Annotated in this window: 11 protein-coding genes; 7 read left to right on the top strand and 4 right to left on the bottom strand. The window is 72.9% G+C overall.

The window, feature by feature from the left end; all coding sequences use genetic code 11:
* The first annotated feature begins 41 nt into the window (after positions 1 to 41).
* The 4 genes from ACFW2Y_RS13685 to nadE all read left to right on the top strand — a co-directional run bounded on the left by ACFW2Y_RS13685 (position 42) and on the right by nadE (position 6,108).
* Positions 42 to 1,640, top strand: a complete 1,599-nt coding sequence (locus ACFW2Y_RS13685) for a molybdopterin-dependent oxidoreductase (RefSeq protein ID WP_384877452.1) — start codon at positions 42 to 44, stop codon at positions 1,638 to 1,640.
* 51 nt (positions 1,641 to 1,691) lie between these two features.
* Entirely contained in the window at positions 1,692 to 3,983 is a 2,292-nt protein-coding gene (locus ACFW2Y_RS13680) for an ATP-binding protein (protein WP_384877450.1), read from the top strand.
* Between the two features lie 46 nt (positions 3,984 to 4,029).
* Complete coding sequence (locus ACFW2Y_RS13675; protein WP_384877448.1) at positions 4,030 to 5,181, top strand: sulfite oxidase; 1,152 nt, start codon at positions 4,030 to 4,032, stop codon at positions 5,179 to 5,181.
* A 96-nt stretch (positions 5,182 to 5,277) separates the two neighbouring features.
* On the top strand, positions 5,278 to 6,108 hold the full coding sequence (nadE, locus tag ACFW2Y_RS13670; protein ID WP_384877446.1) for an ammonia-dependent NAD(+) synthetase: 831 nt from the start codon (positions 5,278 to 5,280) through the stop codon (positions 6,106 to 6,108).
* A 338-nt stretch (positions 6,109 to 6,446) separates the two neighbouring features.
* On the opposite strand, the gene ACFW2Y_RS13665 is transcribed toward nadE, so the two are convergent.
* On the bottom strand, positions 6,447 to 6,824 hold the full coding sequence (locus ACFW2Y_RS13665; RefSeq protein WP_384877444.1) for a hypothetical protein: 378 nt from the start codon (positions 6,822 to 6,824) through the stop codon (positions 6,447 to 6,449).
* Between the two features lie 425 nt (positions 6,825 to 7,249).
* The gene (locus ACFW2Y_RS13660) at positions 7,250 to 8,326 is read right to left on the bottom strand and encodes a hypothetical protein (protein ID WP_384877442.1); all 1,077 of its coding nucleotides are present in this window, start codon (positions 8,324 to 8,326) and stop codon (positions 7,250 to 7,252) included.
* 377 nt (positions 8,327 to 8,703) lie between these two features.
* Here ACFW2Y_RS13660 and ACFW2Y_RS13655 point away from each other — a divergent pair, with 377 nt between their 5' ends.
* The 3 genes from ACFW2Y_RS13655 (at position 8,704) to ACFW2Y_RS13645 (ending at position 11,833) form a co-directional block, all read left to right on the top strand.
* Positions 8,704 to 10,011, top strand: coding sequence for an alpha/beta fold hydrolase (locus ACFW2Y_RS13655; protein ID WP_384877440.1), 1,308 nt, complete (start codon positions 8,704 to 8,706; stop codon positions 10,009 to 10,011).
* A gap of 140 nt (positions 10,012 to 10,151) precedes the next feature.
* Positions 10,152 to 11,084: an SIS domain-containing protein gene (locus tag ACFW2Y_RS13650; RefSeq protein WP_384877438.1), complete on the top strand. Its 933-nt coding sequence runs from the start codon at positions 10,152 to 10,154 to the stop codon at positions 11,082 to 11,084.
* Positions 11,081 to 11,833: a PIG-L deacetylase family protein gene (locus ACFW2Y_RS13645; protein ID WP_384877436.1), complete on the top strand. Its 753-nt coding sequence runs from the start codon at positions 11,081 to 11,083 to the stop codon at positions 11,831 to 11,833. The genes ACFW2Y_RS13650 and ACFW2Y_RS13645 overlap by 4 nt, the downstream gene beginning before the upstream one ends.
* Positions 11,834 to 11,846: 13 nt before the next feature.
* Here ACFW2Y_RS13645 and ACFW2Y_RS13640 read toward each other — a convergent pair whose 3' ends face one another.
* Both ACFW2Y_RS13640 and ACFW2Y_RS13635 read right to left on the bottom strand, forming a co-directional pair.
* Complete coding sequence (locus tag ACFW2Y_RS13640) at positions 11,847 to 12,626, bottom strand: VOC family protein (RefSeq protein WP_384877434.1); 780 nt, start codon at positions 12,624 to 12,626, stop codon at positions 11,847 to 11,849.
* A 174-nt stretch (positions 12,627 to 12,800) separates the two neighbouring features.
* A complete protein-coding gene (locus ACFW2Y_RS13635; protein ID WP_384877432.1) occupies positions 12,801 to 13,778 on the bottom strand; it encodes an NAD(P)/FAD-dependent oxidoreductase in 978 nt (325 codons plus the stop codon).
* Positions 13,779 to 13,816: the final 38 nt, after the last annotated feature.

Raw genomic sequence — 13,816 nt, 5'->3', positions numbered from 1 at the left:
AGACACCCATGAGCAGGGTCCGGCCTGCCGAAACACCCACCATGAACGCCACCAGGACCACGCGCGAGCCACACCCCGAACGCCCCGGACCCACCCCCACCGACCGTCTCCTCGCCGCGCTCGGCGGACTGCTCTCCGCGTACGTCTCCCTGGCCGTCGCCGACCTCGTCGCCACCCGGGTGCGACCCGAGGCGGGCCCCGTTCCGGCCGTGGGCGGCGCGGTCATCGACCTGACCCCGGCAGGCCTGAAGGAGTGGGCGATCCGGGCCTTCGGCGAGAGCGACAAGACCGTCCTCCAGCTCGGGATCCTGTTCCTCCTGGGTCTCCTCGCCCTCGGGGTCGGGCTGCTCGCCCTGCGCCACCGCCTGCTCGGCAGCTGCCTCGTCCTCGCCTTCGGCGTCCTCGGGGCGCTCGCCGCCGTCAACCGTCCCGACTCCGACTCCCTCACCGATGCCGCCCCCTCCCTGGTCGGAGCCGCGGTCGGAGCCGTCCTGCTCTACGTCCTGATCGGCCTGCTCGGGCCCCGGACGAGCGGAACCACCCGCGCCGACCGCCGGACCTTCCTCCTCGTCGCCGCTTCCACCGGCCTCGCCGCCACCGGCGCCGCAGCCCTCGGCCGAGCCGCCGGCAGCCCCGTACAGCAGAACGCCGCAGCCTCCCGCGCGGCCCTGCGGCTGCCCCGCCCCGCGTCCCCCGCCCCGCCCGTGCCCGCCGCCGCCCAGCTCGACGTCCCCGGCATCAGCCCCTTCATCACCCCCAACCGGGACTTCTACCGCGTCGACACCGCCCTCATCGTCCCCAAGATCGACGCCGACCGCTGGCGGCTGCGCCTCCACGGCACCGGCGTCCAGGGCGAGCACAGCCTCGACCTGAGGGAACTCATGGCCCGGACCGCGGTGGAACGGGACGTCACCCTGGCCTGCGTCTCCAACGAGGTCGGCGGCCCCTACGTCGGCAACGCGCGCTGGCTCGGCGTCCCCCTCGCCGACCTGCTCCGCGAGATCGGTGTCCGCCCGCCCTCCGAAGGCGGCCCCGCCGACCAGCTCGTCGCCCGCTCCGTCGACGGCATGACCATCGGAAGCCCCGTCGAGGTCGTCATGGACGGCAGGGACGCCCTCCTCGCCTTCGGAATGAACGGCGAACCCCTGCCCTTCACGCACGGCTTCCCCGTCCGCATGATCGTCCCCGGCCTGTACGGCTACGTCTCCGCGTGCAAGTGGATCGAGTCCATCGAGCTCACCACCTTCGACGCGTACGACGCCTACTGGGTCCCGCGCGGCTGGGCCGCCCGGGCCCCCGTCAAGACGCAGTCCCGCATCGACACCCCCCGCCCCTTCGCCCGCCCCGCTGCCGGCACCGTCATGGTCGCCGGCGTCGCCTGGGCCCAGCACCGGGGCATCCGGCGCGTGGAGGTGCGGATCGACGACGGCCCCTGGCAGGAGGCCCGGCTCGCCGCAGAGGACGGCACCGACACCTGGCGCCAATGGGTCCACCCCTGGCAGGCCGTCCCGGGCCGCCACACCCTCACCGTCCGCGCGACCGACGGCACCGGCAGCACCCAGCCGGAACGCCGCACCAGCCCCATGCCCAACGGCGCGCAAGGCTGGCACTCCGTCGTGGTGACCGTCGAAGACGCGTAACGAACCCGCTCCACCGCTCCGTTCGGGGCCTCCATGGGGGAGACTGCTCCCGTGCGTGGACATCTGCCGGACGAGAACCCCGGTTTCGTGGGGCGCCGCACGGAACTGGAGCGAATATCCGTCGCGTTGGCGGAGCACCGCCTCGTCACCGTGACCGGCGTCGGAGGAGTCGGCAAGACCCGGCTCGCCCTGCGCGCCGCCCACCGGGCCGCGGCCCGCCACCCGGACGGTGCCTGGTGGACCGATCTCGCCCAGCTCGACGCCGACCGGCTCCTCGTCGCGCTCGTCGCCGACTCCGTCGGCCTCGCCGACCACACCCCCGGCATGGCCGCCACCGGCCTCTGCCGCCGCCTCGCCGACGACCGGCTGCTCCTCGTCCTCGACTCCTGCGAACACCTCGCCGATTCCTGCGCCCGGCTCGTCACCGAACTCCTCGACGCCGCTCCGGGCCTCACCGTCCTGGCCACCAGCCGCCGCCCCCTCGGCGTCACGGGGGAGCAGGTCGTCGCCCTCGACCCGTTGCCGCCCGCCGGGGACGACGCCCTGGAACTGCTCCGCAGGGCCACCGGGGAAGACTTCCCCGCCACCGGCCCCGCCGGCGAGATCTGCGTACGGCTCGAAGGCATACCCCTCGCCCTGGAACTGGCCGCCGCGCAGATCCGCCTCCAGGGCGCCGAAACCGTCCGCGACCAACTCGGCACCCGCTTCGAGGCCCCGCCGGAAGCCCGCTTCGACCTGCTCGCCCACCCCGAACGGGTCTGGCCCAGCCGCCACCAGACCCTGCGCTCCGCCATCGGCTGGAGCCACGAGCTGAGCACCCCCCTCGAACGCCTCCTCTGGGCCCGGCTCTCCGTCTTCAGGGGTCCCTTCGACCTCGCCTCCGCGACCGCCGTCTGCATCGGCGGCCCCCTGAACCGGGCCACCCTCCCCGAGGCGCTCGACGGCCTCGTCCGCGCTTCCGTGGTCCGCCCCCCGGACGCCGCCGGCAGACTCCGCATGCTCGACACCATCCGCGAGTACGGGGCGACCTGGCTGGAGCGGACCGGTGAGACCGCAGCGGTCGCCGACCGCCACGCCGCACAGTTCCGGGGACTGGCCCGCCGTGCGGGGGACGAGTGGCACGGCGCCCGTCAGCTGAGCTGGTACCGGACCGTCGACGCCCACCACACCGACCTGCGCACCGCCCTGGACCGGCTGTTGCGCACCGACCCCGACGCCGCCCTCGACCTCGTCGGTTCCGTCGCCTTCGCCTGGTCCTGCCGGGGCCGCCTGCGCGAAGCCCGCGACGGCCTCGAACAGGCCCTGCTGCTCAGCACGGTCCGGGGTCGCCCCCGGGCCCGCGCCCTGTGGGCGCTCGGCGTCACCCTGGTCCTGCAGGGCGACTTCGGAACCGCCCAGGAGGTCAGCGAGCAGTGCGCCCGCGAAGCCCGTCACGCGGAGCACACAGAACACGTCGAACGAGCCGAACACGTCGAACGAGCCGAACACGTCGAACGAGCCGAACACGTCGAACGCGCCGAACACGTGGAGCACGCGGAGGACCGGCGCACCGAGCACGCCCGGCGCTCACCCCGCGGCGACGCACCAGGCCCCGACCGTCCGCATGGGCACGGCCGTCCGCATGGCCTCGACCGGCTCCCGGCGCACGGCGGTGCTCCCGCCGGTCAGGGGGCGGCTCCCGCCCGCCACCGGCCCGGTGACCTCACCCTCGACGCCGCCGCCCTCGCCGGTCTCCTCGCCCTGACCACGGGCCGGCCGATGGCTGCCCACGTCGTCGTGGGCCACGTCCTCGACGACGGGCGGGGCGGCCCGGACGACTCCGCGGCCCGGCTCCGCTGCCACCTCGTCCGCGTCTTCGCGCTCACCGGCCTAGGCCGGCTCACCGAGGCCCGGGCCGAGGCCCTCGACCTGCACGCCCTCTGCACCCGACTCGACGAACACTGGACCCGCACCGCCCTGGAGTACCAGCTCGCCCTCACCGGCCTCCTGGAGGGCGACCCGACGGCCGCCGCCGCCCACGCCCGCGCCATGCTCGAAGGCACCCGACGCCTCGGCGCGAGCCTGGGCACCGCCCTCGGGCTCGACGTCCTCGCCACGGCCCTCGCGGCGGGCGGCGACGGCGAGCGCGCGGCCGACGCATCGGGCACGGGCGAGGCGTACTGGCGCTCCACCGGCCAGCCCCGGCGCGGTCTGCCCGGCCTGCGGGCCCTGCACGAGAAGCACACCGAAACCGCTCGGGCGACGATCGGCGGCCCTGTCTACGAGGAGATCTTCCTCCGGGCCCTCACCGGCCCTCCCCAGGACGGCCTCGACCGCGCCCTGCGCGGCTCCCGACGGGCGTGACGGAGCTCGACGTGCCGGGCCCCCGCCCCGGGCGCACCATGAGGGCATGGACGGAACCCCGAATGGGCTGGGCGACATCAGCGCACCGGGACGGGTGGCCGGCCCCGAAGAGGGCGTGACCGCGCAGGAGCTCGCCCTCGCCACGCGCAACCACGGACTGCCGCTGGAAGCACTGCGCTACGACGTCACCCCACCCGGCCTCCACTACGTCCTCGTGCACTACGACATCCCCGCCACCGACCCCGACGGCTGGCGGCTCACCATCGGCGGCCGGGTGCTCCGGACGCTCGCCCTGGACCCGGCGGAGCTCCGGTCCCGGCCCGCCGTCACCCGCCGGGTCACCCTGGAGTGCGCGGGCAACGGCCGGGCCCGTCTCACCCCCCGCCCCGTCAGCCAGCCCTGGCTGGTCGAAGCCGTCGGCACCGCGGACTGGACCGGCGTCCCACTGGCCGCCCTCCTCGTGGAGGCGGGCATCGCGGAGGACGCCGTCGAGGCCGTGTTCACCGGGGCCGACCACGGTGTGGAGCGCGGCGTCGAGCAGGACTACCGGCGCAGCCTGCCCCTGGAGACGGCCGCCGACCCCGCGCGGGACGTCCTGGTCGCCTACGCGATGAACGGAGCCCCCCTGCCCCCGCAGCACGGCAGCCCGCTCCGCCTCGTCGTCCCCGGCTGGTACGGCATGGCCCACGTGAAGTGGCTCCACGACATCACGCTCACCGATGCCCCGTACACCGGCTTCCAGCAGAGCGTCGCCTACCGGCTGCGCCAGGAGGCGGGCGATCCGGGGGAGCCCGTCACCCTCATCGCGCCCCGGGCCCTGATGGCGCCGCCCGGCTTCCCCGACTTCATGTCCCGCAGCCGCGTCGTGCGTCCCGGGCCCGTGCCGCTCACCGGGCGCGCCTGGTCCGGGTACGGCCCGGTCACCCGCGTCGAGGTCAGCGAGGACGGCGGGGCCGTCTGGACGGACGCCGTCGTGGACCGCGACCCCGCCCACCCGTGGGCCTGGGCCCGCTGGCACACCACCTGGACCGCCACGCCGGGCCTGCGCCACCTCGCCGTGCGGGCCACCGACGCCGAGGGGAACGTCCAACCGCTGAGCGCGCCGTGGAACCGGGGCGGCTTCGCGAACAACCTCGTCCAACGGGTCGAGGTGCTGTGCACCCCGGACGCCTCCACCGCCGGATCGGACGACGCGTAGAGTCGACCCCGGTGCATCCCCGCACACCCCGCACACCGCCGTGCGTCCCCGTGTGCCCCGGTGCGCCGTCCACCACCCCCTGACGAGGAGACTTCCGTGACCGACCCGGCGCCCCACGCCGTCCAGCAGCAGATCGCCCGGGACCTCCAGGTCTCCGAGACCTTCGACCCGCGGGCGGAGATCGAGCGCCGGGTGGCCTTCCTCACCGAACGGCTCACCTTCACCGGGCTGCGCGCCCTGGTCCTCGGCATCAGCGGCGGCGTCGACTCCACGACCACCGGCCGGCTCTGCCAGCTCGCCGTGGAGCGCGCCCGCGCCGCCGGCCACGACGCCACCTTCTACGCGATGCGCCTGCCCTACGGAGTCCAGGCCGACGAGCAGGACGCGCAGACCGCCCTCGGCTTCATCCGCGCCGACCGGGTGCTCACCGTGGACGTGAAGGCGGCCAGCGACGCGGCCCTGGAGGCCGGCCTCGCCGCCGGGGTGACCTTCCGGGACGCCCATCACCAGGACTTCGTGCACGGCAACATCAAGGCACGCCAGCGGATGATCGCCCAGTACGCCGTCGCCGGTGCCCACGACGGCCTCGTCGTCGGCACCGACCACGCCGCCGAGGCAGTCTCCGGCTTCTTCACCAAGTTCGGCGACGGTGCCGCCGACGTCGTTCCGCTGACCGGACTGACCAAGCGGCGCGTCCGCGCGATCGCCGACGAGCTGGGCGCCCCGACCGAGCTGGTGTGGAAGACCCCCACGGCCGACCTGGAGACCCTCGACCCGGGCAAGCCCGATGAGGACGCGCTCGGCGTCACCTACGACGACATCGACGACTTCCTGGAGGGCAAGCCGGTCGGGGAAGCCGCCCACGCCTCGATCACCCGTCGCTACGAGCTCACCGAGCACAAGCGCCGACTGCCGATCGCTCCCTGACCGACCCCGTACCTCACCGGCCCGACCCGTCCGCGGCCCCGGAAGGCCCCGCACCCCGAACCACCGTCGGGGACGCGGGGCCTTCCGCCGCTCCCCACGAGCAGGCGACCGCGCCGTCCGACGACCGTCCTTCCGGGAGCGAACGGACCCGCGGTGCCCACCGCGCCACACGATGCGAAACCACTTCGGGCGGTCCCCCGTCGCCGGCGCTCCCCCGCGGCGTTGTCGCACGATCGAGGTGCGGTCTCCGTGAGGCCGTCTCCGCGCGACCGAAACTCCGCCGTATTTCCGTCGCCCGACGAAAGAACCAGGTCGGACGGTGAAATTCTGCTGGAGCGCTAAAGGCAGACCTCAGAGGGATCGACATCAGAGGCGTCCCACAGAACGCCGTTCCCGTCCAGCACCCAGGCCGTCTGTGGCAGATGCGCAGAAATGTGCTGCACCACTCTCGCGAACATCGCCTCCCATCGGCACTCCACCATGCATGCGACTGCACCGGCCAGATCGGGCATCTGCACTTCCCGGCGAAGGGAGAAGGGTCCCTCACGCCAATCCCAATCCAACGACGGGTCCGCCTCATACACAGTGAAGAGGTGCCCCTGACCGTCATCCAGCTGCACAACGTCTGCGGCAGCTTTGGCCCCGACTTCGAGCAAGATGCTGTGAATCTTGTCGAAGAGGTCAGTGGAGGTCGAGATGAGGTACGCCCCTTTCACCTGGGCTCCCTTTTCATCGCGATGGGCTCCTTCGGAGTGCGCGCAATCAGAATGCCGTCTTGGGCGGCCGCGTTCCATGCCGCCGCTGGCAGGTCCGGAGCGTATCCGATCGCAGTCGAGGCATCGGGAGTGGACCGTTTCATCCCGAACTCGCAGATGTGCCCATGGTTCGATTCCAGGATCGCGGTGAGTGCCGGCTCCGGAATCCCCATCGGGGATTCGGCGTCGGCGCGGAGCCCGACGGGGTGCTGTCGACGGGGCCCGCGCCGGGAGCCGACGGCGGGCATGCCACAGACCAGCGGGGGGCAAGGCCGTCGTGCACGTTCGCGCCGGACACGGCGACGGCGGGGCAAGCGGCTTGTCACGCTTCTTGGTTCGACAGAACTTCCGTCACCAACGGGAGGGTGTGCGACAGGCCCGGCAGCTCATTGGATCAGGTCGGTGTGCGGATGCTCGGGGGAGGCCGGGCAGACGTAGATCTGCATGTTGTCCGCGCTGCCCACTTCCACCCTCGTCGGCTGCGAGGGGCCCTGGCCCGAGTGGTGGGGGCCAGCGAGGGCGGCGGACTGCTCTTCCTGTGGCGCCCAGCCGTGGCCTTCACCGCCGGCCCACTCCCAGGAAGCGATCGTCAGCAGCGGGACCATCTGCACCCGGCACACAGCGCAGTACCGGGGATTCGGGTCGGTGCGGCCCCAAGGCGGCCAGCCGCCGACCTTCCAGCCGGGTGCGTTGCCCAGATGAACGAAATAGAAGTCGCACGGAGACTCCGCGTAGGAGCCGTCCACGACGGCGTCGACTGCCTGCCACCTGTTCCGGTCCTCCAACATCCGTTGCAGCTCCGGGCCCAGATCCAGGCCGTTGGGGTACTCGGTGATCGCTTCCGGAGCCAGCACGCACGGCTCCGGCACATAACCCGGATGGTCCGCCTCGTATGGTTCCGGTGGTGTGGCAAGGACGTCGCCGACCTCCGCAGTCGACCGCCAGAACAGTGCGGTCGCCGGCTTGCAATCCGGTTCATGCTCGTACGGGCACCAGAGGACCTGCAGCAGATCGGCCTGCCCGGGCGGCCGTAGCAGGGGGACGTCACGCAGGAACAACTGAGCCACGGGCAACATCGGGACCGGACATTCAGCGGGCCACGGAGGGCCTGCGGCGAGCCGTTCGGCGAGCTGCGCGGCCTTGCGCTCCTTGAGCGCTTCCTCTTCGGGCGTGAACACGGGAGATCGGCCACCAGGGTGCCACCGGGACTGCAGACGTCTCTGGAGCCGCACTTCGGTCAGTGATCGGCGGAATCCAGTGTCCATGTGCAGGTGCGCGTCTTCGCAGTGCGGCCACGGATCCCCTGCCGGCCACAGCAACGGCCCGCCGACCGAGCTGTCCCTGACCGAAGGCGACCCCGGACGCGGATGCAGCCGCATCGCAGATCGCGCCAGGGGAGCCAGCTCGGGAAAGACCGTGGCCACGTCCACGGGGCGCGGTGGAGTGGTGCGTACGAAACCCATGCCGGTGATCCTGTCACCAGCCACCGACAGTCCTCTGCCGCCCCCACCTGCGTCAGCGCTCGACCCCAGTGGTCAAGTCGGGGACAGGACCCTGTCCTCAGGCCTTGGGCACACGAGACGCTGGATCCAGGAAATCAGAGAGCGGACGATCTCGTGCCCGCGAAGCGTCGTGCGTCGCATTTCAAGCAGGCCGCGGGGTGGGCAGGTGACGAAGCCCTGCCGCAACAGGTGCGGGAAGAAGAGAGGGGCCATACTCAAGCCGAACCCCTCGTGCTTCGGTGATGAGACGGACCTTCCGGGCCGAAACGCCCGGACTGCCGGGAGTCACAGAGGGGCTGAACAACGGCACAGCGAACGAGAACAGGAGCAGGAACAGCGTGACCACCTATCGTCAGCCGGGCCTCGTCCTCACCGACCACCGCTTCCCCGTCCCCCTCGACCACGCCCGCCCCGACGGAGAGCGCATCGAGGTCTTCGGCCGCGAGGTCGTCGCGAGCGACGGGGACCGCGCGGGTCGCGAGACGCTTCCCTGGTTGGTGTACCTGGAGGGCGGGCCGGGCTTCGGCGCCCGCCGCTTCATCGGCCCGCAGGCATGGCTCGGCCGTGCCGTGAAGGAGTTCCGGGTCCTCCTGCTCGACCAGCGCGGCACCGGGCGTTCCACTCCCGCGAACCGCCAGACCCTGCCGCTCCGGGGCACCCCCGCCCAACAGGCCGAATACCTCGCCCACTTCCGTGCCGACTCCATCGTCAAGGACTGCGAGCTGATCCGGCGCCGGCTCACCGGCGGCGCCCCCTGGACCGTCCTCGGCCAGAGCTTCGGCGGCTTCTGCGCCACCCACTACCTCTCCACCGCCCCCGAAGGACTGGACACCGTCCTCGTCACCGGTGGCCTCCCCTCCCTCGAAGCCACCGCCGACGAGGTCTACCGCGCCGCCTACCCCCGCATCCGGCGGAAGAACGAGGCGCACTTCGCCCGTCATCCGCAGGACGCCGAGCGGGCCCGCGCGATCGCCGCCCACCTCGTCGACCGCGAGGTCACCCTCCCCGGCGGCGGCCTGCTGACCGTCGAGGCCTTCCAGTCCCTCGGCATCCTGCTCGGCTCCGGAGACGGCACCCACCAGCTCCACCTGCTCCTGGAGGGCGCATTCGTCCCCACCCCCGGCGGGCCGGAACTCTCGGACGCCTTCCTGGAGCAGGTGCAGGCGCACCTCTCGTACGCGGGACACCCGCTGTACGCAGTGCTCCACGAGGCGATCTACGCCCAGGGACAGGGGGCCACCGACTGGGCCGCCGAGCGGATCCGCGCCGAGCACCCCGAGTTCGACGCCCGCACCGCACTCGCCGAGGGCGGTCCCCTGCTCTTCACCGGAGAGACCGTCCACCCCTGGCACTTCACCACCGATCCGGCCCTGCGTCCGCTCCGCGAGACCGCGGAACTGCTCGCGGCGCGCGTCGACTGGCCCCCGCTCTACGCCCCGGAGCGCCTCGCCGCCAACCGGGTTCCCGTGGCGGCCGCCGTCTACCACGACGACATGTACGTCGACACCGCCCACTCCCTGGAGACCGCACGAGCGGTGCGCGGTCTGCGGACCTGGGTGACCGACGAGTTCGAGCACGACGGGGTGCGGGCCGGCGGGCCGCGCGTCCTCGATCGGCTCCTCGCCCTCGCCCGGGACGAGATCTGACCGCCACGGCGCAGGACGGGCACGGGGAGCCGCGCAAAAGTCCAAGGAGCGAGTGAGGATTGCTCATGGCGTGCTCTGCACGGCCACCGGTACAACTCGGTCCGGACCCGTGCGGGACCCTGGAGGAGAGGATCCGGACCATGAGCACCCACGTCAGCGCGGAGATCGCCGGCCAGCCCGACTGTTGGCGCCGTGCCGCCGAGATCGCCGACCGCGACGCCGGTCTGCTGCCGGCCCGCGGTGAGCGCGTGGCGGTCGTCGGTTGCGGCACCTCGTACTTCATCGCCCGCGCCTACGCGGCCCTGCGGGAGTCCCTCGGGGCGGGGGAGACCGATGCCTTTCCCGCTTCTGACGCGACCCCGCTCGGCCGCGGGTACGACCGGATCGTCGCCCTGACCCGCTCCGGCACCACCACGGAGGTCGTGGACCTGCTCACCGGGGCCGCCGGACGCGTCCCCACGCTCGTCGTCACCGGAGTCCCCGAGAGCCCTGCCGGCCGGCTCGCCCACCGGATCGTCGACCTCGGCTTCGCCGACGAGCGCTCGATCGTCCAGACCCGGTTCGCCACCACCGCCCTCCAACTCCTGCGTGCCGGGCTCGGGGTGGACCTCGGACCCGCGATCGCCGATGCCGAACTGGTCCTGTACGAAAGGCTCCCCGCGGCCTGGGAGCGGCGCGGCCAGTTCACCTTCCTCGGCACCGGCTGGACCGTCGGGCTCGCCGACGAGGCGGCGCTCAAGCTCCGTGAAGTCGCCCGCGCCTGGACGGAGTCGTACGCGGCGATGGAGTACCGGCACGGTCCGATCAGCATCAGCGACCGGGCGAGCCTGGTCTGCTGCTTCGGTCCCGCGCCGTCCGGGCTCCGGGACGAAGTGGAGTCCACGGGGGCGCTGTTCGCCGCCGATGCCATCGATCCGGTCGCGGCCCTCGTCCGCGCCCAGCGACTCGCGGTCGCGCTCGCGGGCCGGCGCGGTCTCAACCCGGACCGTCCGCGGCACGTCTCGCGGTCGGTGATCCTCGCCGGGGGCTTTCGCCGGACCGCGACGGAGACGACCCGTATCCTGCGGTCATGAGCGACAGTGATGCCACGGACCTCCTGGAGATGCCCGACGACTGGGTGCGCGCCCTCGCCGTCGTCGCCCACCCCGACGACCTGGAGTACGGTTGCGCGGCTGCCGTTGCCGCTTGGACGGACCAGGGGAAGGACGTCGTCTACGTCCTGGCCACCCGGGGGGAGGCCGGAATCGACTCCCTCGCCCCGGACGTCTGCGGCCCGCTGCGCGAGCAGGAGCAGCGGGACAGCGCGGCCGTGGTCGGCGTGGACACCGTCGAGTTCCTCGACCACCGGGACGGGGTGGTCGAGTACGGACCAGGGCTGCGGCGCGACATCACGGCAGCGATCCGCCGTCACCGCCCGGAACTCCTCGTCACCCTCAACCACCGTGACACCTGGGGCGACGGACCGGGGGCCACCTGGAACACCCCGGACCACCTGGCCGTCGGACGTGCCGTGCTGGACGCGGCGGCCGACGCGGGGAACCGCTGGATCTTCCCCGAGCTGGAGGACCAGGGCCTGGAGCCCTGGGACGGCGTCCGATGGGTCGCGGTCGCCGCCTCCAGCACCCCCACCCATGCGATCGACGCGACTCCCGGAATGGACCGTGCGATCCGTTCCCTCCTCTGCCACCGCGCCTACATCGAGGCGCTCACGGACGAGCCGCCGGAGGACTACGTCCGTGCCTTCCTGGCCTCGACGGCGAGCCGGGTCTCGACCCGCTTCGGCGGTCGTCCGGCGGTGGCGTTCGAACTCTTCGCGCGCTGACGGCGGTCTTTCCTCACCCCATCGGCACGGGCTTCAGGACCGCGAAGGCCGCGCCGTCGGGGTCGGCGAGCCGGGCGATGCGGCCGACGTCGGGGACGTCGGCCGCCGGCATCAGGACCGAACCGCCGTTGCCCCGGACCGAGTGGGACACGGCGTCGGCGTCCGCGACCTCGAAGTACGGCACCCAGCGTGGTCCTTCGTCTGCGCCCTGGAGCTCCGCGACGCCGCCGAACGAGGCGTCCTCCTGGTCGCCTTCGGCGGTGGAGACGACCCGGTACGTCATGTCGGGCGTCTCCAGCCCGGCCCACCGCCAGCCGAACAGGGTCCGGTAGAAGGCGAGCGCGGACTCCGGTTCGGAGACGTGCAGTTCGGCCCAGACCAGGGTGTTGACGGAGGAGGTCCGCTCCAGGCCCTTGACGGCACCGGGCTGCCACACGGCGAACTCGGCACCTGCCGGGTCGGTGAGGCACGCCATGCGGCCCGCGTCCATGACGTCGAAGGCGGGGACGCGGACCGTGCCGCCCGCTGCCGCGGCGGCCTTCTGGGTGGCGTCCGCGTCCGAGGTCTGGAAGTACACCGTCCAGGCGCTGTGGGCGCCTTCCTCGGTGAGCGGCCCCAGGGCGGCGACCGTGCGGCCGTCCTGGCGGAAGAAGCCGTACCCGCCGGATTCCGGTCCCGCCGACTGGAACTCCCAGCCGAAGACGGCGCCGTAGAACGCGGCGGAGGCCTCCGGGTCCGGGCTGCCGAGGTCGATCCAGCTGGGAGAGCCTTGGGTGAACTGCGTACCGAGCACGGGAAGCCCCGTCCTTCCGTCGTCGGCGGCCTGACCCGGCCACCATGGCCGATCCTCACCCGCGCGCCGGCTCGGCGCAGCCGTGGTCGCCCTCCTTTCATCCTCCCGGCCCACGGGCGGCCACCGCACCGTGCGCTTCCTCCGGGCCGCGGCCCGGAGGAAGCACACTTCCCGTCAGGCGGCAGCTCGACGGACCACGGCCTCCTCCAGGTCCGCGAGCAGCAGTTCATTGCTGATCGCCACCCCGGCCCGGTAGCCCCGGCTCACCGCATTGACCACCTGTTCCTGCGGGCCCGTCACGTTCCCCGCCGCCCAGACCCCGGGAACGCTCGTCCGGCCGGTCTCGTCCACCGCGACGAACTCCCCGAAGGGGGTCGTGCGCAGCTTCGCGCCCAGCTGTCGCAGCACCCCGTCCCGGGGCGCGAGCCGTTCGGCCCCGACGAAGACCACCGAGCGCGGCACGGTCCGGCCGTCGGCGAGCCGCACTCCGGTCAGGGCGTCGTCCTCGACGGCGAGACCGGTGACCGTTCCGGTCACGACCGTGACCCCGGCCGCGTCCAGCAGTTCCGCGTCCCGGGCGGACAGCTCGTCGACCGTGTGGAGGAAGAGCGTCACGTCCCGGGACCACCGCGAGACCATCAGGGCCTGGTGCGCGGGCATCGCGGGGTGCGCGATCACGCCGAGCGGGAGGTCCCGGACCTCCCAGCCGTGGCAGTACGGGCAGTGCACCACGTCCCGCCCCCAACGCCGGGCCACCCCGTCGATCCGCGGGAGCTCGTCGACGAGTCCGGTCGTCACCACGAGCCGGCGCGCGTCCACCCGGGTTCCGTCGTCCAGGGACACGGCGAAGCCGTCCTCCCCGTCCGGAGTCGCTCCGGTCACCCGCCCCTTCCGCACTTCCACGCCGTACGCGGCGAGTTCGCTCCTGCCGGTCTCCAGGTAGGCGGCCGGGCTCGCCCCGTCCCGGGACAGGACCCCGTGCATGTGGGCCGCCGGAGCGTTGCGCGGTTCGCCCGCGTCCACCACCAGGGTGCGCAGCCGGGAGCGGCCCATGATCAGCGCTGCGCTGAGGCCGGCGGCGCCGCCCCCCACGACCACCGCGTCGTACCCGTCGTTCGTTTCGTCCGTCTTGCTCGTCGTCCGTGCGTTCATGGGGCGAGGCTCTGCCACGGATTCAAGGTGCTGCAAGG

The organism is Streptomyces sp. NPDC058877 (assembly GCF_042742855.1).
Lineage (GTDB): Bacteria > Actinomycetota > Actinomycetes > Streptomycetales > Streptomycetaceae > Streptomyces.
This window is presented reverse-complemented; position numbering and strand designations above follow the sequence as displayed.

Bases quoted from the DNA above. Each gene is read 5' to 3' on its own strand.
- ACFW2Y_RS13685 (WP_384877452.1), top strand. From the start codon at position 42: ATGAACGCCACCAGGACCACGCGCGAGCCACACCCCGAACGCCCCGGA.
- ACFW2Y_RS13675 (WP_384877448.1), top strand. From the start codon at position 4,030: ATGGACGGAACCCCGAATGGGCTGGGCGACATCAGCGCACCGGGACGG.
- ACFW2Y_RS13660 (WP_384877442.1), bottom strand. From the start codon at position 8,326: ATGGGTTTCGTACGCACCACTCCACCGCGCCCCGTGGACGTGGCCACG.
- ACFW2Y_RS13650 (WP_384877438.1), top strand. From the start codon at position 10,152: ATGAGCACCCACGTCAGCGCGGAGATCGCCGGCCAGCCCGACTGTTGG.
- ACFW2Y_RS13645 (WP_384877436.1), top strand. From the start codon at position 11,081: ATGAGCGACAGTGATGCCACGGACCTCCTGGAGATGCCCGACGACTGG.
- ACFW2Y_RS13635 (WP_384877432.1), bottom strand. From the start codon at position 13,778: ATGAACGCACGGACGACGAGCAAGACGGACGAAACGAACGACGGGTAC.